23 protein-coding genes and 1 pseudogene are annotated in these 24,743 nt (G+C 46.9%); 12 read left to right on the top strand and 12 right to left on the bottom strand.

Going from position 1 to position 24,743, the window contains the following annotated elements; translation table 11 throughout:
* Positions 1-125: 125 nt before the first annotated feature.
* Positions 126-2,234: a type I DNA topoisomerase gene (gene topA / locus RWM02_RS09135; RefSeq protein ID WP_314071464.1), complete on the bottom strand. Its 2,109-nt coding sequence runs from the start codon at positions 2,232-2,234 to the stop codon at positions 126-128.
* 159 nt (positions 2,235-2,393) lie between these two features.
* Here topA and RWM02_RS09130 point away from each other — a divergent pair, with 159 nt between their 5' ends.
* Positions 2,394-3,890 (top strand): flagellin B, encoded by a 1,497-nt coding sequence (locus RWM02_RS09130; protein ID WP_314071461.1) that lies wholly within the window; start codon positions 2,394-2,396, stop codon positions 3,888-3,890.
* Between the two features lie 411 nt (positions 3,891-4,301).
* Here RWM02_RS09130 and RWM02_RS09125 read toward each other — a convergent pair whose 3' ends face one another.
* The 9 genes from RWM02_RS09125 to dcd all read right to left on the bottom strand — a co-directional run bounded on the left by RWM02_RS09125 (position 4,302) and on the right by dcd (position 12,898).
* Complete coding sequence (locus RWM02_RS09125) at positions 4,302-6,353, bottom strand: motility associated factor glycosyltransferase family protein (RefSeq protein ID WP_314071458.1); 2,052 nt, start codon at positions 6,351-6,353, stop codon at positions 4,302-4,304.
* 12 nt (positions 6,354-6,365) lie between these two features.
* Positions 6,366-7,394, bottom strand: a complete 1,029-nt coding sequence (pseI, locus tag RWM02_RS09120; RefSeq protein WP_314071455.1) for a pseudaminic acid synthase — start codon at positions 7,392-7,394, stop codon at positions 6,366-6,368.
* An 8-nt stretch (positions 7,395-7,402) separates the two neighbouring features.
* The gene (pseH, locus tag RWM02_RS09115; protein ID WP_314071452.1) at positions 7,403-7,879 is read right to left on the bottom strand and encodes a UDP-4-amino-4,6-dideoxy-N-acetyl-beta-L-altrosamine N-acetyltransferase; all 477 of its coding nucleotides are present in this window, start codon (positions 7,877-7,879) and stop codon (positions 7,403-7,405) included.
* The gene (gene pseG, locus RWM02_RS09110) at positions 7,864-8,724 is read right to left on the bottom strand and encodes a UDP-2,4-diacetamido-2,4,6-trideoxy-beta-L-altropyranose hydrolase (protein ID WP_314071450.1); all 861 of its coding nucleotides are present in this window, start codon (positions 8,722-8,724) and stop codon (positions 7,864-7,866) included. The genes pseH and pseG overlap by 16 nt, the downstream gene beginning before the upstream one ends.
* Positions 8,714-8,938, bottom strand: a complete 225-nt coding sequence (locus tag RWM02_RS09105; protein WP_314071448.1) for a hypothetical protein — start codon at positions 8,936-8,938, stop codon at positions 8,714-8,716. Before RWM02_RS09105 ends, pseG begins: the two co-directional genes overlap by 11 nt.
* Positions 8,939-8,944: 6 nt before the next feature.
* A complete protein-coding gene (gene pseF / locus RWM02_RS09100; RefSeq protein ID WP_314071446.1) occupies positions 8,945-9,637 on the bottom strand; it encodes a pseudaminic acid cytidylyltransferase in 693 nt (230 codons plus the stop codon).
* Positions 9,638-9,650: 13 nt separating this feature from the next.
* Positions 9,651-10,781: a UDP-4-amino-4,6-dideoxy-N-acetyl-beta-L-altrosamine transaminase gene (gene pseC / locus RWM02_RS09095; RefSeq protein WP_314071443.1), complete on the bottom strand. Its 1,131-nt coding sequence runs from the start codon at positions 10,779-10,781 to the stop codon at positions 9,651-9,653.
* A 199-nt stretch (positions 10,782-10,980) separates the two neighbouring features.
* Positions 10,981-11,979 carry a UDP-N-acetylglucosamine 4,6-dehydratase (inverting) gene (pseB, locus tag RWM02_RS09090; protein ID WP_314071440.1) on the bottom strand — a complete coding sequence of 333 codons (999 nt, stop codon included), beginning with the start codon at positions 11,977-11,979 and terminating at the stop codon, positions 10,981-10,983.
* 358 nt (positions 11,980-12,337) lie between these two features.
* Positions 12,338-12,898 carry a dCTP deaminase gene (gene dcd / locus RWM02_RS09085; protein WP_002948812.1) on the bottom strand — a complete coding sequence of 187 codons (561 nt, stop codon included), beginning with the start codon at positions 12,896-12,898 and terminating at the stop codon, positions 12,338-12,340.
* Positions 12,899-13,143: 245 nt separating this feature from the next.
* Here dcd and RWM02_RS09080 point away from each other — a divergent pair, with 245 nt between their 5' ends.
* From RWM02_RS09080 to thiF, 11 genes and pseudogenes are all read left to right on the top strand, one after another.
* Positions 13,144-13,890 (top strand): DUF4198 domain-containing protein, encoded by a 747-nt coding sequence (locus RWM02_RS09080; RefSeq protein ID WP_314071437.1) that lies wholly within the window; start codon positions 13,144-13,146, stop codon positions 13,888-13,890.
* The gene (gene cbiM, locus RWM02_RS09075; RefSeq protein ID WP_314071434.1) at positions 13,891-14,478 is read left to right on the top strand and encodes a cobalt transporter CbiM; all 588 of its coding nucleotides are present in this window, start codon (positions 13,891-13,893) and stop codon (positions 14,476-14,478) included.
* Entirely contained in the window at positions 14,472-14,924 is a 453-nt protein-coding gene (locus tag RWM02_RS09070; RefSeq protein ID WP_314071432.1) for a hypothetical protein, read from the top strand. Before cbiM ends, RWM02_RS09070 begins: the two co-directional genes overlap by 7 nt.
* Entirely contained in the window at positions 14,921-15,568 is a 648-nt protein-coding gene (locus tag RWM02_RS09065) for an energy-coupling factor transporter transmembrane component T family protein (protein ID WP_314071429.1), read from the top strand. Before RWM02_RS09070 ends, RWM02_RS09065 begins: the two co-directional genes overlap by 4 nt.
* Positions 15,565-16,215: an energy-coupling factor ABC transporter ATP-binding protein gene (locus RWM02_RS09060; RefSeq protein WP_314071426.1), complete on the top strand. Its 651-nt coding sequence runs from the start codon at positions 15,565-15,567 to the stop codon at positions 16,213-16,215. Before RWM02_RS09065 ends, RWM02_RS09060 begins: the two co-directional genes overlap by 4 nt.
* Before the next feature lie 109 nt (positions 16,216-16,324).
* Entirely contained in the window at positions 16,325-17,026 is a 702-nt protein-coding gene (gene modA, locus RWM02_RS09055; protein ID WP_314071423.1) for a molybdate ABC transporter substrate-binding protein, read from the top strand.
* Between the two features lie 177 nt (positions 17,027-17,203).
* Entirely contained in the window at positions 17,204-17,863 is a 660-nt protein-coding gene (locus RWM02_RS09050) for a molybdate ABC transporter permease subunit (protein ID WP_314071420.1), read from the top strand.
* Positions 17,864-18,007: 144 nt separating this feature from the next.
* Entirely contained in the window at positions 18,008-18,460 is a 453-nt protein-coding gene (gene accB / locus RWM02_RS09045; protein WP_002953866.1) for an acetyl-CoA carboxylase biotin carboxyl carrier protein, read from the top strand.
* A complete protein-coding gene (locus tag RWM02_RS09040; RefSeq protein ID WP_314071466.1) occupies positions 18,460-19,791 on the top strand; it encodes an acetyl-CoA carboxylase biotin carboxylase subunit in 1,332 nt (443 codons plus the stop codon). Before accB ends, RWM02_RS09040 begins: the two co-directional genes overlap by 1 nt.
* Before the next feature lie 290 nt (positions 19,792-20,081).
* Positions 20,082-21,173, top strand: a pseudogene (gene ribD, locus RWM02_RS09035) (bifunctional diaminohydroxyphosphoribosylaminopyrimidine deaminase/5-amino-6-(5-phosphoribosylamino)uracil reductase RibD).
* Between the two features lie 47 nt (positions 21,174-21,220).
* Entirely contained in the window at positions 21,221-22,075 is an 855-nt protein-coding gene (gene thiF, locus RWM02_RS09030) for a sulfur carrier protein ThiS adenylyltransferase ThiF (RefSeq protein ID WP_314071416.1), read from the top strand.
* A gap of 372 nt (positions 22,076-22,447) precedes the next feature.
* Here thiF and sppA read toward each other — a convergent pair whose 3' ends face one another.
* Both sppA and mqnF read right to left on the bottom strand, forming a co-directional pair.
* Positions 22,448-23,317 (bottom strand): signal peptide peptidase SppA, encoded by an 870-nt coding sequence (sppA, locus tag RWM02_RS09025; protein ID WP_314071414.1) that lies wholly within the window; start codon positions 23,315-23,317, stop codon positions 22,448-22,450.
* Between the two features lie 164 nt (positions 23,318-23,481).
* A complete protein-coding gene (mqnF, locus tag RWM02_RS09020; RefSeq protein WP_314071410.1) occupies positions 23,482-24,705 on the bottom strand; it encodes an aminofutalosine deaminase family hydrolase in 1,224 nt (407 codons plus the stop codon).
* Between the last annotated feature and the right edge of the window lie 38 nt (positions 24,706-24,743).

The raw sequence follows: 24,743 nt of genomic DNA, 5'->3' as shown, positions 1-24,743 counted from the left end.
ATAAGGCGACGTATTTTTGCGTTTAGACGAGGCGCTTTGAAATTTGGCGACGGGAGTTACCGTGTGGGTAATGACCGAGCCGAATTTTAAAGCAACGAAGTATAAACCAAAAAGACAAGCCGCCGCTATTGCTCCGCGATTTGTACCTTCTTCTTACACTTCACGCACTCGTGAAACGTCCCTTTTTTGAGCTCTTTTTTGATCATATCGCCGCCGCATTCGTCGCATTTCTCGGCAACCGGCTCGTAGTTTGAGACGAAGTCGCATTTTGGGTAGTTTGCGCAGCCGTAAAATTTACCCCTGCGGCTAAATCTCTCCACGATGTCGCCGCCGCATTTTGGACATGGTACGTCGATCTTTTTGAGTTCTTTCTTCGGTTTTGCCGCAGCTTCGCCTTCTTGCGCGCCTTGTTCTGCCTTGACGATATTGCGCGAGTATTTGCATTTTGGGAAATTTCCGCACGCGATAAACTCGCCGTAGCGTCCCTTTCGTAGCAGTAGTTCGCCGCCGCACTCGGGGCACTTTTCGCCGATCGGAGTGGCGACTTTTTGGCTTTTTATGCCTGTTTTGCCGGCTGAGATTTTATCCATAAACGGATGATAAAAATCGCTCAAAAGCTTTTGCCAGTCGGCTTTGTCTTCGGCGACGTGATCGAGCTTTTCTTCCATATTTGACGTAAATTCGCTATCTACGATATCGCTAAAATGCTCCTCCAAAACGCCCATCATTGTAAAGGCGATCTCGTTTGGCACGAGCTGCTTTTTCTCGACTTTGACGTAGTCGCGAGAGGTTAGCAGCGAGATAGTCGGCGCGTAGGTGCTAGGACGCCCGATGCCTAGGCTTTCTAGTTTTTTAACGAGCCCTGCCTCCGAGTAGCGAGACGGGGGTTCGGTGAAGTGTTGCGAGCTTTTGATGCTTTGCAGGCTCATTTCGTCGCCGATTTTTAGGTCGGGTAAAATTTTATCCTTATCCATATCGCCGTAAACGCGGTAAAATCCGTCAAACAGTACCTTGCGGCCGCTTATTTTAAACTCGCCTTTTGCGCCCGCGACGAATACGTTTTGCGTCTGGCTAATGCTAGCGCTCATCTGGCAGGCTAAAAAGCGGTTGTAGATGAGCGTGTAGAGGCGCAGTGCATCTTTTTCGAGATATTGCGCGGCGATGGCGGGCGTGAAGCTGAGGTTTGTCGGGCGGATCGCTTCGTGGGCTTCCTGCGCGCCTTTGCTTTTAGTTGCGTAAATTTTAGCCTTGGCGGGCAGGTAGCGTTCGCCGTACTCTTTCTCGATCGTCTCGCGCGCGGCAGCGACGGCTTCTTTGGCGAGGTTTAGGCTATCCGTTCTCATGTACGTTATCGCGCCCATAAAGCCCTGGTGCGTCTGCACGCCTTCGTATAAATTTTGCGCGATCATCATTGTTTTTTTCGGGCTAAAGCCTAGGCGGTTGCTCGCGCTTTGTTGTAGCGTCGAGGTCATAAATGGCGGTGCGGGCTCGGTTTTGCGCTCTTTGGCTTCGATCTCGCGGATGCTAAATTTGTCGCTTTTTAAATTTTCTACGATAAATTTAGCTCGGTCGCCGTTTGTTATCGTTAGCTTTTCTATCTTTTGCGTTTCAAATTTAACCAGCTCGGCGTCGAGGTCTTTTTTGAAAACGGCATCGATGCTGTGGTATTCGATCGGTTTAAAGTCGCGTATCTCGCGCTCTCTATCTACGATGATTTTTAGCGCGGCGCTTTGCACTCGTCCCGCACTTAGTCCTTTTTGGATTTTTAAATTTAGCAGCGGGCTTAGTTTGTAGCCCACGATTCGATCTAGCAGGCGGCGTGCTTGTTGTGCGTTTACGCTATCCATATTTATAGTGCGCGGGTTTTTTAGCGCAGCCTCGATAGCGCTTTTGGTGATCTCGTGAAACACGATGCGAGGCAGGCTCTCGGGCTTTTTGCCGATGGCTGCGGCGATGTGGTAGGCGATGGCCTCTCCTTCGCGGTCCTCATCGGTCGCGAGGTAGATTTGGTCGGCGTTTTTGGCTAGTTCTTTGATCTCTTTTACGATCGCGGAGTGATCGGCGCTGATCCTATACTCTGGCGTAAATTTTTCGCCCTCGATCTTGATACCGAATGCCGTCTTTGGCAGATCCCTGATGTGGCCTTTTGATGCGATGACGTCGTAGTCTTTGCCTAGAAAGTTTTTTATCGTTTTGGCTTTCGCGGGAGATTCCACGATGATTAAGCTTTTCATTAATATAGCCTTTTTATTTTTTTGCGGTAATTGTAGCAAAAATTTTAGCCGAAAAAGAAATTTGAAAATTTTTTCATTTGCCTCTAAAGTTTTTTTAATTTTGTCCGATATAGTTTTCGTGCGACAAGAAGTCGTAACTAAACTTTAAAAGGATTTACAATGAGTTTTCGTATTAACACTAACGTAAACGCACTCAACACACACGCAAACGCAGTCGGTAACAACAGAATGTTATCTAACTCTCTTGGCAGATTAAGCTCGGGTTTGAGAATCCAAACAGCAGCGGACGACGCTTCTGGCCTATCGATCGCCGATAGCCTTCGCTCTCAAGCTTCTGCTCTTGGTCAAGCTATCGCTAACGGTAACGATGCTATCGGTATCATCCAAGTAGCTGACAAAGCTATGGATGAGCAGCTAAAAATCCTTGATACTATCAAGGTAAAAGCTACTCAATCTGCTCAAGACGGTCAAACTACCCAGTCTCGTCAAGCGCTTCAGGCAGACATCGTTCGCCTAATGGAAGAGCTAGACAACATCGGCAATACGACGTCTTTCAACGGTCAGCAGCTACTAAACGGAACATTCTCTAACAAAGAGTTCCAAATCGGCGCTTATTCAAACCAAACAGTTAAGGCTTCTATCGGCGCTACAACGTCAGATAAGATCGGTCTAACAAGATTTGAGAGCTCAAAACTTTTAACTGGATTTGCTAAAGTTGATCTTAAGTTCTTAAATGTTGACGGAGTAAACGATGTTAAAGTAGCGCAAGCGACTGTTTCATCTGGTCTTGGTAACGGACTAGGAGCTTTGGCAGAAAATATCAACAAGGTTTCAGATAAGACCGGCGTTAGGGCTACGTTTGATGTTACTTGGGTAGCATCTAAAGCAATAAGCGGCGGTCTAGTTAAATCTCTTACTATCAACGGCGTTAAGATAGGCGACCTTGAAGTAAAAGCAAATGATTCAAACGGTGCTTTGGTAAACGCTATCAATGCCGTGAAAGATCAGACTGGAGTTGAAGCGTCAGTAAATACCGAAGGTAAAATGGTTTTAACAAGCAGACAAGGTCGTGCTATTGAGATCAAAGGTAAAGATATTAGTGCTGGTCTTGGCGGAAAAGGTGTTAAGGCGAACGGTTCTTCTTTAACTGCTGGCTTCGTTGGTAGATTAAATTTGGTTCGTCTAGACGGACGCGATATTAAGATGAGCGGTGCACTACTTTCTAAGGCATTTAGTGATAAAGGCGGTGCGCAACAATCTGTATCATTGAGAGATGTAAGAGGTCAAATAGATAAAAACTTGGCTACCGCTATGGGCTTCCAAAGAATGAGTAAAAATATAAGCTCTAACCAATCAGCAGGCGTTATGACTCTACGTGGCGCGATGGCTGTTATGGATATCGCTGAGTCAGCTCAAAAAACTCTTGATCAGATCCGCTCAGACCTAGGTTCTGTTCAAAATCAGCTTGTTGCAACTGTAAACAATATCACGGTTACTCAAGTAAACGTAAAATCAGCTGAATCTCAAATCAGAGACGTTGATTTCGCTGCCGAGTCAGCAAACTTCTCTAAGTTTAACATCCTTGCTCAATCAGGAAGTTATGCTATGAGCCAAGCTAACTCCGTTCAGCAAAACGTTCTAAGACTACTTCAGTAGTATTAAACATTTCTAGTAAAGTAAGGCCGTTTTTAGGCTTTACTAAACTAGATATATCTTGAGATTACTACAGTAGTCGAAATTTTCTATATGAGGTAGATCTATCTCATATAGTTGTTTTTTGTCGAGTGTGCTTATAATACGCAAACTAAAGTCCTAGATTCGTTTATTAATCTAGGACTTATTCTGCTTTTACTATATTCGTTTTATTATTTCAAAAAATTTTTATTTAAAAACAAATTGACTAGCTCAATATTTTAAGTGTTTTAAGGCAAGTAATTAAACAAAGAGATAGTCAAATTCGGCTACAAAATTCCCTTGCCTCCCTGGAAATACAATAAAACAAACAAGTGCGGCATGCAGGTTGCCGCGTCTAGAAAATTTAATTACAAAGGTTTGCCTTTTTAGGGCCTAAAAAGACAATTTAAAATCTTCTTTGGCTTTCCCGATCTCATTTTTGGTTATGAGATTTCGTTTTTTTAATTCTCTAACCAAATTTTTAGATGCTTTTTTTGTGACTTCTATTTCGGCATTTAGTCCGCCTGCAGCTGAAAATAGCCAGTATTTATGCATTTCTATCCACTCGATCAATTTATTTACTTTTTGCATTACCGTATCGCTTGGGGCTACAGAAATTTTAGCAAGCTCGAGTTCTTGATGATAAATCGATATGGATACGATATTTTCAATAAAAGGCTTAAATTTTGCCCTAGAAATGATCTCTTTTGTCTTGTCTATTTTATTTGAAATTGCAACTAACTGCGGGAAAAGCTCCTTGGTTATTTTATTTTCGTCTCTTAGTTTTATAATCTCGTCTATTTTAGGTACGATATCTAAGAATACTGTTTCAATTATTTGTTTGGCTTCACTCTCGATGCTGAGTTTTTTTACTATAAATTTATATGCTTTTACTAGATTCTTATTAACATCATCATCTTTTACGGGTTTGATATGTGGCAGTTTTTTAGGTTTTTTGTTTTTGCAAAGTTTCTTTAGTGTTTCTAAAAACGGCTTTTCTATGCTACCTTCTATTCTTGCACCGCCTTCGGTACAGTTGTAAGTCGCTATATCCTTTTTATTTGATTGTTCAATATCGGCTTCAAATTGATTTCTAAATTTATCCCAAATATATGTTGTTCGCACTTCGCCCTCGCCGCCGTAAGCTTTAATGTAGAGGTATTCGTCTGCTTGAGCGAATGCGTGTCCTGTTGCGTGAGACTTGCCGTCTGGGGCAAAGGCTAAGTCTTGTCCAATCAAAATTATATTTTTATGTCCTAGTACGTAGGCCAGCTGATAAGCTTGGTTTGCTGTAGAGTGCCCAAGTCCCAAGTAGCCGTATTTTCTTAGATTAAACGCCGTTTCGTTTTGTTGAGGCCTCATAGTAAGAACTAGCCGGCGCGGTAGGATATTTTTTATCGTTTGTTTGTGGGTTAATGAAGCGACTACAAAATAAACATCTTCGTCAAGTTTTTTGTTTTTATGTTTAAAAAAGCTAGACGTTGCCTCTACGCGCTCGATCGAAGTGACATAGTCTGGCTTAATTCCATGCTTTAGTAATATTGGATAAGAGGCATCAAGGCTAATAACGGTAACGTAAGGAGCAAATTTTTTGAGCGTATCGAGTTGCTTATCTAGACTAGGGCCTGTCGAGACGATTACTGCCGTATCCATTGATTTGTAGCGTTTTTTTACAAGATCTACATAGGAGTAGTTTGTGATCATCGTCGGCAAATTTTCTATATGCTGTCTAACGCCTATTAGATTATCGTCGATACTGTTGCCGTGACCTGCAACCATTTGAGATATAGCCTTGGTAAATTCTTGATTTATTTTCATGCAATCTTCGCTAAAATCGTCGTAAAAACGCGAGTGTATATGGAGGTCATAAATTTTGGCGTATGACGCAAATTTGTGATTGCAGATCAGATAATAAAACTGCGTATATGTGGCAAATTCAGAGAAAAATAGCGTTAATCGCTCGCTCGCGAGTTCTTGCGACAAATCGACTAAATTTAGCGTTGCGTAAATGATTTCTATTTCAGGTTCGACGACGACGATTTTTTGATGGGTTTCGTTTTTTAAGAGTGCTTTATATAGTACCCCGTTGCCTAGTCCGTAAAAATACATAATTGGATAGCGTTTATACTCTTTTTCGATGGAGTCCAGTGTTTCTTGTACGTCTTTAACTGGATTATCGTAGACGTATTTTAGGGTTTTGTTATTTATGATATTTATATCGATGGGGTCTTTGCCGATAAAGATGTCATAATCCTTCATTTCTTCCATTCCCCAAAGGCGTGCGGCTAAAATTTCATCCTGCTGAAAGAGGGCGTTAAGGTTGCGTTTAAAGACTGGATTTTGCGGCCCCTCCGTGTTTGTCATCTCTTGTTTTTTTGTACTCTGTTTAGTTTTTTTTGTGCTTTGATGGTTTAAATTTAACTTTTTATCCGCTTCTTTTGCCATTTTCTCTCCTTTTTATAGATCTTCTTTTTTGATTCTCTCACTAAATTTTATCTCTCTTTTTGCTTTTTTACCTAGTAATTCGGGTAAGAATTTAGGGTGCAAGCCGTACCCCGGGCGTACGCTTTTTACGTTTTTTTCGCTAAAGATTTCGCCCTCTTTGATATCCGCACAAGCGTAAAGCGAGCGCGAAAAGCGGCGATTTTGCACGGCTTTATTGTCTAACTCGTAGTTTACTTTGCCAAGCAGCGCTTCGGCGTCTCGCACGGCTTTTACCATTTCGCTAAATTCCCGCTCGTCCAAGCTAAAGGCCTCATCGACGCTACGAACGCTTTTATCTAGGATAAAGTGCTTTTCTATGATGCGAGCGCCCAGGCTCACGGCGACAACGGGCGCTACGATACCTAGTGTGTGGTCTGAAAAGCCGACCTCGGCGCCAAATTTGCTTTTCATATCCGCAATCGTGCGTAGATTCATCCCATCAAGCGGGGCAGGGTAGCTGGACGTGCATTTTAAAAGCGCGATCTGCTCGTTTCCCGCATCTTTGCAAATTTGCACGACGTCGGCGATTTCCTGCTCGGTTGCTATGCCCGTGGAGATTATGATCGGTTTGCCCTTGAGCGCGACGTATTTCACGAAATCATAGTCCGTGACCTCAAAGCTCGCTATCTTGTAAGCGGGCGGGTTAAACCGCTCTAAAAAATCGGCATCGTCGTTACAAAACGGGCTTGAAAAGCAGATGAGTCCTTCGTCCCGCGCCGCTGCAAAAAGCTGTTCGTGCCACTCTCGCGGCGTCAGAGCTTGCTTATAGAGCTCGTATAAATTTGCCCCGTCCCACAGCCCGCCTTTTATCATGAAGTCCTCGCCGCGCGAATCTAGCGTGAGGCTATCGGGCGTGTATGTTTGCAGCTTTATAGCGTCCGCGCCCGCTCGCTTGGCGGCTTTTATCGTGTCAAGCGCCGTTTGTAGGCTGCCGGAGTGATTTGCCGAGAGCTCGGCGATGATAAATACCTTTTCGTCCGTGTCGAAATTTGCTATTTTCATAAATTTTCCTAACTTTTAGCCATTATATCAAGTTTGCGTAAAGATAACGACATATAGCTCATTTGCTCGTCGCGCCCGTAAATTTCAAAACCGAATTTGCCGTATAGCGCGATCGCTTTTTCATTTTCGTTGTAGGCGCACGATTTTAGCTCGCTGACTTTAAGCGTTTTGGCGGCGTATTCTACGATGGTTTGCATTAGGATTTTGCCTTTGCCTTTTAGCTCCGGATTTGCATAAATGCCAAATTCGCACGAGTCCGCCGCGATATCCACGAAATCTATCACGCCGATGTAGTCGCTATCCTCTTTTATCAAAAAATACCTTTTTGTTTTGTCGTTTTTCAAATTTGCGATAAAGTTTCTGTGCTCTTGCTCGCTCACGCTTTTGTTTTTCATGTATTTTGCGACTCGTTCGTCGTTTCGCCAACGCAAAATCATCAAAATTTGCTCGTCCGTTAGATCGGTGAAATTTATAAGCTCAAGCATATCTCGTCCGCCTCGTAGATCTCGCGCCCGTTTGCGGCTAGCCACTGCGCCATCTCGTTTTGATTGTCCGCGACGCGCACGGCTTTAAATTTAGCGCCCAAAACCAGCGCTTCGTTTACGAGCGAGCTAGCCGAAATCACCAAAATTTCGCTCTCGTTCATCAGCCGCGCGACCTCGTTTGAGTTTATAAAAAGGCTAAAATTTGGCTCGCTATCCGCTAAAATTTGCAAATTTGCTAAATTTACGTTTGCACTCGTCGTGACGGCGGCCACTTTTTTGTTTTTTGCGAGTAAATTTGAGGCGATTTTGGCCGTCAAATTTAGCGCGTCCGTGCCGCCTAGCGCGATAAGGTAATTAAATTTTTTCTCTCGTTTGATTTTTGCTTCGCCGTAAAACTCGCTCCTAACTAGCGGCGAAAATATCAGCTCGCAGTTTGCGGGCACTAGATTTGCGTATTTTTGGGGCTGGGCGTAGATATTTACGTTTAGCAAGTAGTCGCAAAAATGCTCTTTGTAGTTGTCGTCAAAGCTTAAAATTTTGACGTTCGTTTGCTCTTTGATTAGCTTTTCGTCCGCCGCGCTAATACCGTAATGATCGATTATAAGAAGCTCAAATTTATGCTCTTTTATCAAATTTACCAGCTCGTTTATATCCGCGCTTTTTAGCGTAAAAACGGGGCAGGGTATCTCGCCTGCTAGGCTGCCCGCCATGTCGATGCAAGCAAAGCTGACGTCTTTAAAATTTTGCGCCAAAATGGGATCGCGCCTAACGTGCCCGTGCCCGATTTTCGAGCTGCTATCGGCGCGGACGAGGGTTTTTAGGTTTGAAATTTCGCTAAAATTCACCAAGTTTTTCCGCCAAATTTAAAATTCTAAGCGTCAAACATACGGCGGCGATGAGGTAAACTGCGCCGGCGGAGGCGAAAAACAGGATCTGAATCTCATTTAGCCCGCGGTAGCTGGCCGCTAGATAGAAAATGTGCAAGATCCCAGCAACCGCAAAGATTTGCATGAGCGTTCTGGCTACCGATATTTTGGCTTTTAGGTAATCTTTTTGCATTTGTCCTCAGTCGTAATTTATCCGGTAAAGCTTCTGCGCAAACTCGAAATCCTCTAGCGTGTCGATATCGCATACTAAATTTCGCGGAAGCAAAAACGCCCTTGAGTGCGGCGCAAAGATCGGTTTTTTCTCCAGCCACGCCTCGCGCCTGCCGAAATAAAACGCGCCTGCGTCGTGATAAGCTCGCTCTAGATCTTGCGAGCGAGTTAGCGCAAACTGCGGGTAAAACATATCTACGGCGCCGTCATCGCCAAGCCTGATCGCGCGCTGGATGGGGAAGCTAAACTCGGTCGCTGAAAATAAAAACTCGCACTCCGCTTCTTTAAATTTGCCGTATGCCTCGCGTAAAATTTCTCCCGTGATAAGCGGCGCGGTCGCGTAAAGGCAGCAAACGTGCGAGTATCCGCCCAGCCTCGCCGCCGCGTCCGCTACGGCGTCGCTGCTCGTGGCGTAGTCGTCGCTTAGCGAGGCGTCTCTCATAAACGGGACCTGCGCGCCGAATTTGACGGCGACTTCTGCGATCAGGGCGTCGTCGGTGCTTACTATAACGCGCTCAAAAACTCCAGAATTTAGCGCCGCCTCGATGCTGTAAGCTATCAGCGGCTTGCCTAAAAAATATTTAACGTTTTTGCGCGGTATGCGCTTGCTGCCGCCGCGAGCCGGGATGACGCAAAGGGCGCGGTTTTGGTTATCTATCATCAAATTTACCGCCCTAAACCCTGCAGCCTTGCGGAGCGTCAAAACTCTTTAAAACCTCAAAAAGCGTATCCGCTACGAATTTTGCGTCCTCTAGGCTCATGCACTGATGGCACGGGATACTAAGCTCGGCGGCGTAAAAATCCTCGGCGCTAGGAACCGAGATATCGCCGTAGCGCTCGCGGTAAAAGCTAAATTTGTAAGTGGGCTTATAGTGCACCTGCACGCCGATGCCGCGCGCGTGAAGGGCGGCAAATATGTCCTCTTTGGCGCACCAAAACTGGCGAAATAGCAAAATAGGATAGAGGTGGCGCGAACTAACGACGTCGCCTGGTAGCTTCACGGTGCTAAAATACGGGTTTTTATCAAATTTCTCGTCGTAAAATTTAGCGATTTTCTCGCGCGCCGCGATGGTTTCGTCTAGTCTTTTTAGCTGATTTAGCCCTAGCGCGCAGGCGACGTCGGGCAAGCGGTAGTTGTATCCGAGCAAGCTCTGATCGCTGTCCCAGAGGCGTTTTTTGGCTATGCCGTGCGAGCGGTAAAGGCGTGCCAGGCGCGCGATCTCGTCGTCGTTAGTCGCTAGCGCTCCGCCCTCAAAGGTAGTTAGCGGCTTAACGGGGTGAAAGCTAAAAATACTAACATCCGCTTTTGCGCCGACTTTGACGCCGCCTTGCGAGCTACCCAGCGCGTGCGAAGCATCGTCAAGCACCTTTATACCGCGCTCGCGGGCTAGTTTTAAGATAGCGCCCAAATTTACGGGATTGCCGCCGAAATCAACCGCGGTTATGACTTTCGTTTTAGGCGTGATGAGGCTTGCAAGCGCGTTTTCGTCGATATTTCCGTCAAATTTAACGGGCGCAAATTTAACCTCCGCTCCCGCCATTAGCGCCGCATTCGCCGTCGCCGCAAACGTGATGGGCGTCGTTACGACCTCGTCGCCCTCTCGCACTCCAAACGCTAGATACGCCACGTGTAGCGCGGACGTCGCCGAGTTCATCGCTACGACGTGCTTTACGCCGACGTACCGGGCGATCGCTTCTTCAAATTCTCCGACCTTGTCGCCGCCCGTTAGGATGTCGTCTTTTAGAGCGCTCACGACGGCAGCGATGTCGGAGTCGGTTATTTGTTGTCTGCTGTAAGGTATCATTTTTGTCCTTTTTCGGCTTGTCTTTATTACGGCTTGTCTTTTTCCGCTATACGTCGTTAAATTTAAAATTTTCTCGGTCACGTATTTTATATACGCTCCCTCGCAAATTTTAAATTTGCCTCGTCTAGCGAAAAAATACTTCGCCTTATTTTTCTAAATTTAAAGGCTTAGGCTTAAATTTTGTAAATTTCGGCCAAATTTATTTACTCGCTTCGATCATCTCCAAAAGCCCGTCTTTACCTAGCCAAATTTTATTTTTATCCGAGCTGTACTCGAAATTTTCCTCCACGAGACGCCCTTTTTCGCCTAGCGCATTTATGCTAAAGTCGTCGTCCTTGCTCGTAAATTTGATCGACGGGCTGATCACGTAGTGGTCGTCAAACTCGTACGTTAGGTGCGCGTCGTCCTTGCCGACCATGACCTCGTGCATCTTTTCGCCCGGGCGGATGCCGATTATTTTTACGCCAAGACGTGGCGCCATAGAGCGAGCAAGCTCTATCATCGTCATCGACGGGATTTTCGGGATGAAAATTTCGCCACCTTTCATACGCTCGAAGTTTTTAAGTACGAAATTTACGCCCTGTTCTAGCGTGATCCAAAATCGCGTCATATCCGCGTGCGTGATCGGCAGCTCCTTCGCGCCTTCCGCGATTAGCTTCTTAAACAGCGGTACGACCGAGCCGCGAGAGCCCACGACGTTGCCGTAGCGAACGACGCTAAATCGCGTTTTTTTACTACCGGCGATGTTGTTTGCCGCGACAAATAGCTTATCGCTGGCAAGCTTGGTCGCGCCGTATAAATTTACCGGGTTGCACGCCTTGTCGGTCGAGAGCGCGATGACTTTGCTCACGCCGCACTCAAGCGCCGCGTCGATGACGTTTTGCGCGCCGTTGACGTTGGTTTTGATGCACTCCATCGGGTTGTATTCGGCGATAGGTACGTGCTTCATGGCTGCTGCGTGGATGACGTAGTCGATGCCGTTCATCGCGGTCATTAGGCGCTTTTCGTCGCGTACGTCGCCGATGAAAAATCGCATCGCGGGGTCTTTGAAAACCTGCGCCATCTCGTACTGCTTGAGCTCGTCGCGAGAGTAGATGACCAGCCTTTTGGGTTTAAATTTGGAGAGTAAAATTTCGGTGTATTTTTTGCCGAACGAGCCGGTGCCGCCGGTGATGAGGATAGATTTTCCGTTAAACATTTATTTTTGCCTTTCGCGGCTTGGTTTTCGCCGTATGCGGTAAATTTAAAATCGTTCAGCCGCGTATCTTGCATACGCTTCTTCGCAAATTTTAAATTTGTCTCGCTCGACTAAAACGGCTCGCCGTTTATTTAAATTTTATTCAGCCGGAGCAAAAACCGTGCCTTAAATTTGATTCAAATTTTTATCCATAAATTTAATGCGGGCGTAGTGTTTTTTGCTTTTACTTTGCGCTTTGCGCTCGTAACGAGACTTTGCTACGAGGAGGCGAGGCAGATTAAATTTTAAGCAGATAAAATTTGTCCCGCTTAAAATTTGCGACCCAACGAAGTATAAGCAAAAAAGACAAGCCCCTAAACTACTTCAAAATCCTAGGCAGGGTTATCCCCTCCTGCGCCTGATATTTGCCCTTTTTGTCCGCATACGTCACCTCGCACGGCTCGTCGCCCTCGATAAATAGCACCTGCGCGATACCTTCGTTCGCATAAATTTTAGCCGGCAGCGGCGTCGTGTTTGATATCTCGATCGTGATGTGCCCCTTAAATCCGGGCTCAAAAGGCGTGACGTTTACGATGATGCCGCAGCGAGCGTAGGTGCTTTTGCCTAGGCAGATGGCTAGCACGTTATCTGGCATGTTAAAGTACTCGATCGTGCGCGCTAGAGCGAACGAGTTTGGCGGCACGATGCACACGTCGCCCTTAAAGTCCACCACGTTTTTCTCGTCGAAATTTTTTGGATCGACCACGGTACCGCCGATATTCGTAAAGATTTTAAACTCGTCGCCCACGCGGATATCGTAGCCGTAGCTAGACACTCCGTAGCTAACCACGCCGCGTCCGACCTGCTCCTCGGCAAACGGCACTATCATCGCCTTTTCGTGCGACATTTTGCGTATCCAGGCGTCAGATTTCAGCCCCATTTTTTACCTTTATTTTAAATTTACGCGATTATAACATAATTTAAATTTACCTAAAATTTGAGCATGCATTCCCGCTATTTGCTAAATTTAAATTTGAAAAACTCGGCTTATTATTTTCTACAGTTATAAATAATACCAAAATATTTTTCTTATACTTTAAATATGATTTATCTGTAAAATTTAATAAATAATAAGCTTTGCAGGGGTACAATTTCATTTACCAAATACCTTCAAAAGGAGCAAAAATGAAAATCAAGTCTTTGGCGCTTATGCTTGTAGGCGTTAGTGCTTATGCGCATTTTGGTATGGTCGTACCGTCAAATTCGACCGTAGACGACGAAAAAGAGGCGAATTTGCAGATTACTTACAAATTTAGCCATCCTTTTGAGGGCGATATGATGAACCTAGCCCTTCCAAACGAGGCGGGCGTTTTTACAAACGGTAAAAAAGAGGCGATAAAAGACCTAAAAGAGCTTAAAGAGGACAAATTTAGCTACTTTACGGCTAACTACGGCGTAAAAGAGCCGGGCATCTATCAGTTTTATATGGATCCAAAGCCGTATTTCGAGCCTGCGGAGGATAAATTTATAAGACATATAACGAAAACCGTCGTCGATGCCTACGGCTACGGCGATGGCTGGGATCAACTGACCGGGCTAAAAGCCGAGATAGTGCCGCTAACGCGCCCATACGGACTTTATAAGGGAAATTTATTTTCAGGCGTGGTTTACTATAAAGGAAAGCGCGCTAAAAACGTAACCGTCGAGGTGGAGTACTATAATACCAAAGGGCTAAAAGCTCCGTCCGATGCGCACGTGACGCAGGTCGTAAACACTAACGAGCAGGGCGAATTTAGCTTTGCGATGCCGCTTGAGGGCTGGTGGGGATTTGCCGCGCTCATAGACGACGACCAAAAGATAAAACACGAGGGCAAAGAGTATCCCGTGGAGCTTGGAGCCGTCATCTGGGTGCAAACCAAAGAGTATAAATAAATGCACATTAGCGAAGGCGTTTTAAAACCCGAGATTATCGTGCCTTGCTCGGCCCTTTGCGTAGTTTGGGCGTCTGGCTTGCTTTACAAGCTAAAAACCGGCGAGATACCCAAAGTAGCGGCCGTCAGCGCGATGTTTTTTACGGCGTCTTTTATCCATATGCCTATCGGCGTTACGTCGATACATCTCGTGCTAAGCGGCCTTGCGGGGGCGTTTTTGGGCGCAAATGCGGTTTTGGCTATTTTCATCGCGCTGTTTTTTCAGGCCTTGCTTTTTGGTTACGGCGGCCTGAGCGCCCTTGGCGTAAATTTACTGATCATCGCCTCTCCCGCGCTTCTTAGCCCCTATCTTTTAAAGATGTCTTTTAAACGATACAGGTCGTTTTTCTGGTTCTTGATAGGGTTTTTGCCTATACTTTGTTCCTCTGTTTTGCTATCCTTGACGCTCGTTTTAAACGGTAAAGAATTCGCCCCCGTAGCCGCGCTCGTTTTTACTTCAAATTTAGCCCTTATGGCGCTTGAGGGGATCATCTCGCTTTTTGCGCTTTCTTTTATTTACAGGGTTAAAAAGGATCTTTTGATTTGCTAAAAATATTTCTTATCATGCTTTTTGCAAGCATCCTAAATGCGCACTCGCTAAAAGGCTTTGCAAAGCAAGAGGGCGAATTCGTCGAGATAAAAAGCTATTTTTACGGAAATTCCCCTTGTAAAAATTGCCCCGTATCTTTCATAAAAGACGGCGCCCGGATCGCAAGCGCGCAAACCGACGAAAAGGGCTTTGCTAGGGTTAAAATCCCCGCAGATGAATTTGAAATCCTGATCGACGGCGGACTAGCGCACGAAAAAAGGATAAAATTTACCGCAAACAAAGCCGAGCTAAAAAGCGCCGAAAGTAACGCGTCAAGCGACGTCTCAAGCGTCAAATTTGACGAGAGCGAGGAGGATTTTAAGGCTTACGCGCTTAAATTTATCCTTGCGTTTGCCGGGATTGGGCTGTTTTTCGGCGGAATTTATCTAGTAAAAAGAGGCAAATGAACCTATCTGTTTTGCTTGTTTGCTTTACTTTTTTTAGCTTTAGAGTCTCGCTTTCAAGCGGCACGGACGCTATTTTTATCGCGCCGGTGATCTTTTTAGCAATTTTAAATTTTAAAAATCTTTTTGAAATTTTAAAATCCGTTTTAAAACTAAATATTTTTATAATCTTAGTCGTTTTAAGCCTCGTTCTTTACGAAGAATACGCGCTTGCAAAGCTGATATTTATAAGGTCGAATTTGATCATACTTTTTGGGCGGCTGGCCTTTTATAGGAGCGATTATTTCAGTATCGCGCTTGCCGTTTCGTCGCTAAATTTAGGCGATAAGCTAACGGCGATTTTTTATTTTAGCGCTAAATTTACGGCCGATCTTAAAACGATATTTTTAAGGCTAAAAAAGACTCTAAAAGTTCGCGGATTTGAGCCCAAAACCTCGCTTTTTACCTATAAAATTTACGCAAATTTAGTCGCTATGCTTTTTTTAGAGGCGTTTTATAAGGCCAGCGTCCTTGAAAAAACCTTTGTTTGTAGGGGATTTGACGGCAAACTTTACGGAGATAAAAGCCTCAAAATAGGCGCGAAAGACGCCGCTATAATCGCTTTGACGGCGTGTTGTTATATTTTTAGTTTAGGAGTCCTGATATGAGCTGCACGATAAGCCTAAAAAACGTCTGCGCTAAAATAGGCGAAAGAACGCTTTTTGAAAATCTAAATTTAAACGCGACGCACAAGGACAAAATCGCTCTCATAGGCCCAAACGGCTGCGGTAAAAGCACATTGCTTGAGATAATGGCCGGGCTTAAATCGCCCTCTTTGGGCTATATCGAGCTTTTTCACCATAAAATTTCAAATTTAGACGAGTACAAGCCGTTTCGCCGCGACGTGGGCTATCTTTTTCAAGAAAGCAACGATTGTTTCATCTGCCCGAGCGTGCGCGACGACGTGATGTTTTCGCTACTTAGCCGCGGCGAGGACGAGGACGGAGCTAGTGCTAAAGCAGAGGAAATTTTACGCGAGCTTGAAATTTGGCATTTAAAAGACGAGATAGTGTTTAACCTCTCCGGAGGCGAGAAAAAGCTCGTAGCGTTAGCGGGGATACTGGTGGCTAAGCCTAAAATTTTACTACTTGACGAGCCTACGACTGCGCTTGATGCGCAGATGCAAGCAAGGATAGCCGCTATCTTAAAATCCCTCGACGTCACGCAGATAATCGTCTCTCACGACAAGGAATTTATAAGCGACGTAGCGAGCGTAATGTACCGCCTAACCAAAAACGGACTAGAGTCGATATAAAATATTTTTGTTTATACTTATTTAAAAAAGCTCCTAAAATAGCAAAATTTATCAATGTATAATGATATATTTCATAAAATTACTAAATTTTATTACAAAGGAGAATTTTATGAAAAAATTACTACTTATTTCTATCGCGGCCGCGGTTGCATTCGGCGGCGAAAATTTACTCGTGGGTGCTGGCGGCGGATATAAAAAACCGGTCAATGAAGTGATAGAAAATCTCAAAAAAGACGGCGTGCAGATCGAGGGCGCGTTTGCAAATTTGGGCCAGATAACCATCCAGGCAAAAGAGGGCAAGATGGCTGCGATCGTGGGCGACGAGGCGTTTTTAAAGAAAACGGACCTTGATATAAAGGCCTATGAGCGCATCGGTAAGGGCGCTTTGGTACTAGTCACGCCAAAAGGAAAGCAGATAAAAGACGTATCTGAGCTAAAAAATCTCGCCAAAATCGCGATGCCCGACGCCAAAAAAGCGATCTACGGCGTGAGGACGACGGAGTTTTTGAAAAACTCGGGACTAGAGGCCGATCTAGCGCCTAAGATGCTGCCGGTTGCGGGCGTACCGCAAGTAGTCGCCTACGTCACGAACGGCGAAGTGGACGCGGGCTTTATCAACTCTACCGAGGCCGTGGCTAGAGAGGGCGAGTTTGGCAGCGTGATTTACATAGACGAGGCGCTTTATAGCCCCGTTTTTATCTCGGCAGCAAAGCTTCCCGCGTGCGAAGGTAGCGAGGCGTGCGCTAAATTTATAGACGAGATAAAAACTCCTCACTCGAAGGAAATTTTCGCTAAATTCGGGCTAAAATAATTTAAATTGAGGGCTTTTGGCTCGGTTAAATTTACCGTCAAATTTCTGCTTTACGGGAGTGAAATTTGGCGATTTTTAGTGCTCGAATTTGACGTCAAATTTAACAAAAACGCTAAAATTTACTCGTTAAATTTTGCTTGAGCAAAGAGCGAAATTTAACTCAAAAAAAGGAAAAATTTGCAGGAACTTACCTGGCTCGTCCATCCGCTGCTTTTAAGCGCTAAAACGCTTGCCGCGACCTTTGTACTGCTCCTATTTTTAGGGCTTGGCGCGGCTTATTTTTTGGCGTTTTACCGCGGCAGGTTTAAGGCCGTTTTGGAAGCGGCCGTGATGTTTCCGCTCATTTTTCCGCCTATTGCTACGGGATTTTTGCTACTTTACGTCTTGGGACGAAACGGCGTGATCGGCAAGGCGCTAAATTTACAGATCGTTTTTAGCTTTTCAGCCCTCGTTATCGCTTCGTTTTTGGCGGGCTTGCCGCTGTTTGTAAAGCCCGTTCAAAGCGCACTTGAAAGCCTACCCAAAAGCCTAATCGAAGCGGGTCAAAGCCTAGGCAAAAATCGCTTTGAGATCGCCGTTTTTATCCTCATCCCAAACGTCTTTAAAAGCGTTGTTTCGGCGCTCGTTTTGGCTCTTGCTCGCGGCCTTGGCGAGGTCGGTATCACGCTGATGCTAGGCGGAAATATCGTGGGCAAAACCGACACCGTTTCGCTAGCGATCTATAATGCGGTTTACGACGGCGAAAACAGCCGCGCGCTCATTTTGAGCGTGATTTTGGTCGTGCTTAGTTTGGTGCTTTTCGGGTTTATAAATTTTCTCGAGCGAGCTAAAAAATAAATTTGCTATTTTAAATGCATAAAGCGACGAAGACTCCGAATTTACCCCGGGCGTAAAAATAAAATACGGCTTTGCGAGTATAAATTCATTATTTTTTTGCTACAATAAGAAGTTTTGAACTTTAACTATTTAGGAGAAATTTCTATGAAAAAAGAAGACATAAAAGAGCTGATCGAGTTTTTTAACGAGATGGATATGAACCGCATAAAAGTAAAAAGCGGGGATTTTGAGGTCGAGCTTGAAAAATTCGCCGACTGCTGCGAGCTGCCAAAGCCCGTCGTCCAAGCTCCCGCCCCGACTCCGACTCCGGTAAACGTTGTGGTAAGCTCAGAGGTCAAAGCTCCTGCTAATTCTCCAAAAGACAGCATAAAATCGCCTATGGTCGGCACTTTCTACGCTGCTCCGAGCCCTGGCGCGGCGCCGTTTGTTAAAGTAGGCCAACGCGTGAGAAAAGGCGACGTCGTGGGCATCATAGAAGCTATGAAGATAATGAACGAGATCGAAGCTGAATTTGACTGCCAGATCAGCGAGCTGCTCGTTTCCGACGGTCAGCCCGTCGAGTTTGGCTTGCCGCTATTTGGCGTGGAGAAAATTTGATGGAAATAAAAAGAATTTTAATCGCAAATCGCGGCGAAATCGCGCTGCGAGCCTTGCGAACGATAAAGGAAATGGGCAAAGAAGCCGTCGTGGTCTACTCCACGGCCGATAAAGACGCGCTCTACGTCAAATACGCCGACGTGGCGATCTGCATCGGCAAGGAGCGCTCAAGCGACAGCTACCTAAATATCCCGGCCATAATCAGCGCGGCCGAAATCAGCGAAGCCGACGCGATATTTCCAGGCTACGGATTTCTCAGCGAAAATCAAAATTTCGTCGAAATTTGCTCGCATCACAAGCTAAAATTTATCGGTCCTAGCGTAGCCGCGATGGCGCTAATGAGCGACAAAAGTAAGGCAAAGCAGATGATGCAACGTGCGGGCGTACCGGTAATCCCGGGCTCTGACGGCGCCGTAGCCGATACGAAGGCGGCCAAAGAGCTAGCTAAAAAAATCGGCTATCCGGTCATCCTAAAAGCCGCAGCCGGCGGCGGCGGACGCGGTATGCGCGTAGTCGAGCGCGAAGAGGACATCGAAAAGGCGTTTTGGTCGGCCGAGAGCGAAGCGATGAGCGCGTTTGGCGACGGAACGATGTATATGGAAAAATACATCCTAAACCCGCGCCACATCGAGGTTCAGGTCATCGGCGACAGCCACGGTAACGTCCTGCACATCGGCGAGCGCGACTGCTCTATGCAGCGCCGCCACCAAAAGCTGATCGAGGAGAGTCCTGCGATACTACTAGACGACGACACCCGCGCTAGATTGCACGAAACGGCGATCCGCGCGGCAAAAGCGATCGACTACGAGGGAGCGGGAACGTTTGAGTTTTTGGTCGATAAGGATCTAAATTTCTACTTCATCGAGATGAACACGCGCCTGCAAGTCGAGCACTGCGTGAGCGAGATGGTAAGCGGCCTAGACATCATCGAGCTGATGATAAAAGTAGCCGAGGGTGAGGCGCTACCGCCGCAAGAAAGCATCACGCTAAAAGGCCACGCTATCGAGTGCCGCATCACGGCCGAGGATCCAAATACGTTTACGCCAAGTCCCGGTAAGATAACAAAATACGTCTGCCCCGGCGGCCGAAACGTGCGCATGGACAGCCACATCTATCAGGACTACTCGATACCGCCGTACTACGACAGCATGATCGGCAAGCTCATCGTCTGGGACACCGATAGAAACCGAGCCATCCACAAGATGAAGGTCGCGCTCGAGCAGCTCATCATCGGCGGTATCAAGACCACGCGCGATTTTCACATCGCGATGATGGAGAACCAAGACTTCATCAACAACAACTACGATACCAACTACCTCGCTCGCCGCTAAATTCGCGGCCAGAGCGAGGCGGTTTACGCGCCGAAGCGGGTTTAAATTTGCTTCGGTGCGACTGTTTTACGTCTAAATTTATCGGCAAAACCCGCACCGCTTTACTCTCGCTCAAAATATCAAATTTATAAAACTCTTATCCGTGCAGCGTTAATGGCGCAAACTAGATCGAATTTGATGTCGTAAAGGTACGGATTTGGGTGAGCAAGCAAATAAAATATGGGCGTCAAATTTAAAAATTAGCCGCGCAAATTTTAGTATAATACCCCAAATTTAACGAGGCGGAAGCGATGATAAACGACGAATTTTACATGTCTTTGGCGATTAAAAAAGCTTGGGAGTTTCAAATTTTAACCTACCCAAATCCCGCCGTCGGTTGCGCGGTTTTAGATGCCGGCGGCAGGCTGCTCTCGGTCGCCGCGCATAAAAAGGCGGGCTTTTTACACGCCGAGCCAAGCGCGATTTTATTGGCGCTCTGCAAAAAAAGCGAGGCGTTTTTGAGCGATTTTTTGCGCGAGTATCATGCGGCCTTGGGCGTAAAATTTGAAAGTGCTGATGAGCTTGAAAATGCGGACTTGGAGCCAAATTTCACGTATGAGTACATCCTACAAAATCACGGCGATTTGCTAAAAGGCGCCAAGGCCTACGTGACGCTTGAACCCTGCGCTCACTGCGGCAAAACTCCGCCCTGCGCCGAGCTTTTAAAGCGGCTAAAATTTGCCGAAGTCGTTATCGCTAGAGGCGACGAAAACGCCGTGGCTAGCGGCGGCGCGCATATCTTGCAAAGCGGCGGCGTGGCGGTCAAATTTGACGTACTAAGGCGCGAAGCGGACGAGCTAATAGAGCCGTTTTTATAGTGGCAGAAGGGGAATTTTAGCTTTTTCAAGCACGCTCTTAGCGCAAACGGCGTCGCAGTCGGCACCGCGCAGAGCAAAATCATCTCAAATCTAGCCAGCCGCACGCACTCTCACCGCCTTCGCAGCGCGGCCGAGCTGCTAGTTATCGGCGGCACCACCGTCCGCGCCGACCGCCCGAGGCTTGACGTCAGGCTGATAGAGGGCGGCAAAAACCCAAACGTGATGATCTACTCGCGCGAGCGGGAGTTTGACGCTACTATACCGCTTTTTGGCGTGGCGGGCAGGAGCGTGCGCGTAACAAGCGATATAAACGAAGCTTTCGCGCCGCGCTTAACGATGTTTGAGGGCGGCGAAAACGCGCTAAAAGCCCTAGACGAGCGCGTAAAATGGCTGCTACTCTACCGCTCGAGCGAGCTTTTGGACGCGCCCGCGGTAAGGCTAAATTTAAAACTCAAACCGCTATTTCACAGCGAGCTTGACGGGGACGTTTACGGGTGGTATAAATTTAAGCGGGATTTGGGCTAGAACGCATCAAATTTAGCCAAATGATTTTGTAAATTTAAAGGAGAAAAATGAAAGAGATAACGCTAAACGGAGCTAAATTTAAGGTCGCGGCAAACACGATGGATGAGCTAAAAAACGAGGCTTTGGGCGATAAAAACGGCGAGATGTATAAATTTCTAGCCGAATTTAACGCGAGCGAGCCTGATATCTTTATCCTAGACGGCTTTGCGACGAGGGAAAATTTGGATCTAAAAGACGGCTCAAACGTCGTATTTATCAGGCGCGGCGCGATGCCGGGGCGAGAAGTGCTAAAAGCCATGATCGCCTCCAGAAACAGCCCCGAACTAAACGCAGCTCTAGCTAGCGGCTGCGTGGGCGTGGCGGGACTTGGCGGTCTTGGCTCAAACATCGCGCTAAGCCTAGCCCGCACGGGAGTCGCCAAGCTCGTGCTGGCCGACTTTGACGTCGTGGAGCCTAGCAACCTAAACCGCCAGCAGTACTTCGTCCGCCACATCGGCATGAAAAAAACAGATGCGCTAAAAGAGCTCATCGCCGAGATAAATCCATTTGTTGAGGTCGTGACGCACGACGTGACGCTAACTGCTACCAACGTCGCCGAGATTTTCGCGCCGTGCGGCGTCATCTGCGAGGCCTTTGACAACGTCGCGGGCAAGGCGATGATGGTAAACGAAGCCGGAGCTAGCCTACGGGACAAAAAGATCGTCGGCGCGTCGGGCATGGCGGGGTACTTTAGTTCAAACCTCATAAAAACGGTCAAATTCGCGCGAAACGTCTATCTGTGCGGCGATCTGCAAAACGCTGCGGGCGTAGGACAGGGGCTCATGGCCGCGCGCGTGGCGATCTGCGCAAATCACGAGGCAAACCTTGCTATTAGGCTTTTGATGGGGCTTGAGGAGGTTTAAATTTGACTGCGGCGGCGTTTTAGCTTGCACTGGTTGCGGCTAGGATTTTTGCTTATTTTTTATAAATTTGCTTGAGAATCGCTTGAAGTTGATTTTGTCGTCACGCTTATTTTTGGTTTTGACGAGTTTTTTGTAATTGCTCTAAATTTGAGCAAATTTGTAGCGACAAAATCAGTACATTAGCGACTCTTTTGCCATTACAAATTTAGAATCAAAATTTCGCGTAAATCTTGCCTTACGAGGCAAAAATAAGGACTAAATTTCCGAATTGACGTTCGTTTTAAAAACTTTTTTATCCGTGCCGACTAGAGCCGAGTTTTGCGGTCGTAAAAGGCTAGATTTTAAGACGATAAAATCTAGCCTTTTTTAAATTTACCTCGCCTTAGCTTCAAAAAACGCCGAGATTAGCGAATTTGCGCCTTGATTTATAAATTTTTGCATCGCTTTTTCGTAGACGGACGGCTTTGCCCAGACGGGCTCGGCTACGCCGCTTAGCTTTTCTAGCTCGGCGCGCGCGGAATAATAATCGCTCACCTCGTCGATGAGCCCGAGTTTTGCGGCGTCTCTAGCAAGAAATACACGTGCGTTTGCCCACTCTTTGCTTTTGCTTGTGTCTAGATTTCTATCCGCCGCCACGTCGCTTACGAACATCTCGTAGCTGGCGTTTACGAGCTCTTGTAGCTGCTCGCGCTCGATTTTGCTCCACGGGCGCAGAAACGTCCCCGCCTCTTTATACTCGCCCGCTTTTACGACTTGCTGCGAGACGCCGATTTTAGCCGCTAGCTCGCTAGCGTCGGCGCCTTGCATTATTACGCCGATCGATCCGATAAATGCGCCTGGATTTGCCAAAATTTTGTTTGCGCCCGCACCCGCGTAGTAGCTGCCGCTCGTCATCGACCCGCCCGCATATGCTACCACGGGCTTTGCGGCGCGTAGATTTCTGACCGCGAGGTGCAGCTCGACGCTAGGCGCCAGTGCGCCGCCCGGGCTATCGATGTAGAGCAGCACGCCCTTGATGTTGCCGTCCTTGCGTGCAGCCTCGATCTTTTCAAGCGCTTCGCCGGCGTCCATGATCGCGCCCGATAGGTTGATCTGGGTTAGGTTGGGCGGATTTACGCTCTCGCCTTTGCCGCTAAAAAATATCAAAAAGACGATGAGTAAAAACAGCACCGCCTTAAAATAGGTGTTTATAAACCTAAAAATCGCCGCGATCGGCGCGAAAATAAACCTTAAAAATCCCATTTTTTTCCTTTAATTCATTTAAAATCGGGGTGCATTTTACCATTTAAATTTATAAATTTAGCTAGCGGGCCGAATCTTGAGGGGCGGCGTCAAATTTGAGTTTAAGTTTAGCATTTTTGTTTTTGCCGCTCCAGGGTCTAAGCCGTAAAATTCGGCTTCAAATTTTACTCTAAATTTACATTCGCGCCGCCGACAAATAGCCGCTTGCAGCCCTTCGCGTGCAAAATGAGCATGAGCGGTAGCTGCGCCGCGTCGGCGTCTGCAAAACCGCCGTAGAGCGCGAGGTCGGCTAGCTTGCCCTCTTTTATCTCGCCTGCGTCCAAATTTAGCGCTTTTGCGGCGTTTTTGGTCGATGATAGAAGCAAAATTTTAGCAAGATCTAGCGGATCAAAATCCGCGTGAATGAGTAAATTTGCCCGCAGCTCGTCAAGAAAATTTAGGCTCATATTTGAGCTAAGGCCGTCCGTGCCGATGTTTATGCTCGCTCCCGCGTCCAGAGCGGCGCGTAAATTTAGCGTGCATTTGCTAAGCAGCCTGTTTGAAACCGCGCAGTGCGTGAGGCTGTGAAGCTCCCTGTCAAAGCCAGAAAAATCATCCGTCCAAACGCAGTGCGTAAAGAGCGTGCGAATGCCCGCAAACATCTCTACAAACGAGTTTGGCGTATAAAGCGGACGCGCAGCGGGGTTAAATTTGCCCAGCCACTCTTTAAAGCCGCCCGTGCCGCATTCTAGCCAGCTTTTTTCATGCTCGCTCTCCATAAAATGCGTCGAGACGACCATCTCCAGCTCGCGTGCTAAATTTAGCGCCGCAGCGGCTAAATCAGGGTGCGTGGAGTAGGGCGAATGCACCGAAACCGCAGGCGTAAAAAGCGGGCTTTTGCGCTTTTGCGACACTTCAAAGCGGGCGGTGAAATTTGCCAAATTTTGCTCGAGCGCGGCTTCGTTCGTGCCTAAAATTTCGTTAAAAAACACGACTCGTCCGCCGCAGTTTGCGCACGCATCTAAATCCCCGCCAAAGCTCGACACCGCCCCAAAGCTCGCCACGCCGCTACGCTGCATGGTTTTTATCGCAGAGGCGATGACGTCCTCGTTTGCCGCCTGCGAGAGCGCGCCGCGTGAGGCGATGACCGAGCCTAGCCACTCTAAAAAATCGCCGTAAACAAGGCTGGTCTTGTTCGCGCTAAACTCCAGGTGCACGTGCGGATTGATAAAGGCCGGCGCCAAAACGGCGTCAGGATACTCGAAAAACTGCGCGCCATCGTATCTTTTGCGCAGCTCCTCGGCCTCTCCAACCGCCTGGATACGCTCATCAAAAGCGACCGCCGCATCCTCTAAAACAGTAAAATTTTCGTCGCATAGCATTGTAAATTTCGGTTTAACGATGATCATTTTTAAGCTCCTATTTTTCGTGATTGTAGCGAAAATTT

The organism is Campylobacter showae, from assembly GCF_963515975.1.
GTDB classification, from domain to species: Bacteria; Campylobacterota; Campylobacteria; order Campylobacterales; family Campylobacteraceae; genus Campylobacter_A; species Campylobacter_A showae_F.
This window is presented reverse-complemented; position numbering and strand designations above follow the sequence as displayed.

Excerpts from the sequence above, each read along its gene's own strand:
- sppA (WP_314071414.1), bottom strand. The coding sequence starts at position 23,317 with ATGGGATTTTTAAGGTTTATTTTCGCGCCGATCGCGGCGATTTTTAGG.
- dcd (WP_002948812.1), bottom strand. The coding sequence starts at position 12,898 with ATGGGGCTGAAATCTGACGCCTGGATACGCAAAATGTCGCACGAAAAG.
- pseF (WP_314071446.1), bottom strand. The coding sequence starts at position 9,637 with ATGATAGATAACCAAAACCGCGCCCTTTGCGTCATCCCGGCTCGCGGC.
- RWM02_RS09065 (WP_314071429.1), top strand. The coding sequence starts at position 14,921 with ATGAACCTATCTGTTTTGCTTGTTTGCTTTACTTTTTTTAGCTTTAGA.
- RWM02_RS09125 (WP_314071458.1), bottom strand. The coding sequence starts at position 6,353 with ATGGCAAAAGAAGCGGATAAAAAGTTAAATTTAAACCATCAAAGCACA.
- RWM02_RS09130 (WP_314071461.1), top strand. The coding sequence starts at position 2,394 with ATGAGTTTTCGTATTAACACTAACGTAAACGCACTCAACACACACGCA.
- topA (WP_314071464.1), bottom strand. The coding sequence starts at position 2,234 with ATGAAAAGCTTAATCATCGTGGAATCTCCCGCGAAAGCCAAAACGATA.
- RWM02_RS09040 (WP_314071466.1), top strand. The coding sequence starts at position 18,460 with ATGGAAATAAAAAGAATTTTAATCGCAAATCGCGGCGAAATCGCGCTG.
- RWM02_RS09060 (WP_314071426.1), top strand. The coding sequence starts at position 15,565 with ATGAGCTGCACGATAAGCCTAAAAAACGTCTGCGCTAAAATAGGCGAA.
- modA (WP_314071423.1), top strand. The coding sequence starts at position 16,325 with ATGAAAAAATTACTACTTATTTCTATCGCGGCCGCGGTTGCATTCGGC.
- pseI (WP_314071455.1), bottom strand. The coding sequence starts at position 7,394 with ATGAAAATAGCAAATTTCGACACGGACGAAAAGGTATTTATCATCGCC.
- pseC (WP_314071443.1), bottom strand. The coding sequence starts at position 10,781 with ATGATACCTTACAGCAGACAACAAATAACCGACTCCGACATCGCTGCC.
- RWM02_RS09080 (WP_314071437.1), top strand. The coding sequence starts at position 13,144 with ATGAAAATCAAGTCTTTGGCGCTTATGCTTGTAGGCGTTAGTGCTTAT.
- RWM02_RS09105 (WP_314071448.1), bottom strand. The coding sequence starts at position 8,938 with ATGCAAAAAGATTACCTAAAAGCCAAAATATCGGTAGCCAGAACGCTC.
- mqnF (WP_314071410.1), bottom strand. The coding sequence starts at position 24,705 with ATGATCATCGTTAAACCGAAATTTACAATGCTATGCGACGAAAATTTT.
- cbiM (WP_314071434.1), top strand. The coding sequence starts at position 13,891 with ATGCACATTAGCGAAGGCGTTTTAAAACCCGAGATTATCGTGCCTTGC.
- accB (WP_002953866.1), top strand. The coding sequence starts at position 18,008 with ATGAAAAAAGAAGACATAAAAGAGCTGATCGAGTTTTTTAACGAGATG.
- pseH (WP_314071452.1), bottom strand. The coding sequence starts at position 7,879 with ATGCTTGAGCTTATAAATTTCACCGATCTAACGGACGAGCAAATTTTG.
- thiF (WP_314071416.1), top strand. The coding sequence starts at position 21,221 with ATGAAAGAGATAACGCTAAACGGAGCTAAATTTAAGGTCGCGGCAAAC.
- pseB (WP_314071440.1), bottom strand. The coding sequence starts at position 11,979 with ATGTTTAACGGAAAATCTATCCTCATCACCGGCGGCACCGGCTCGTTC.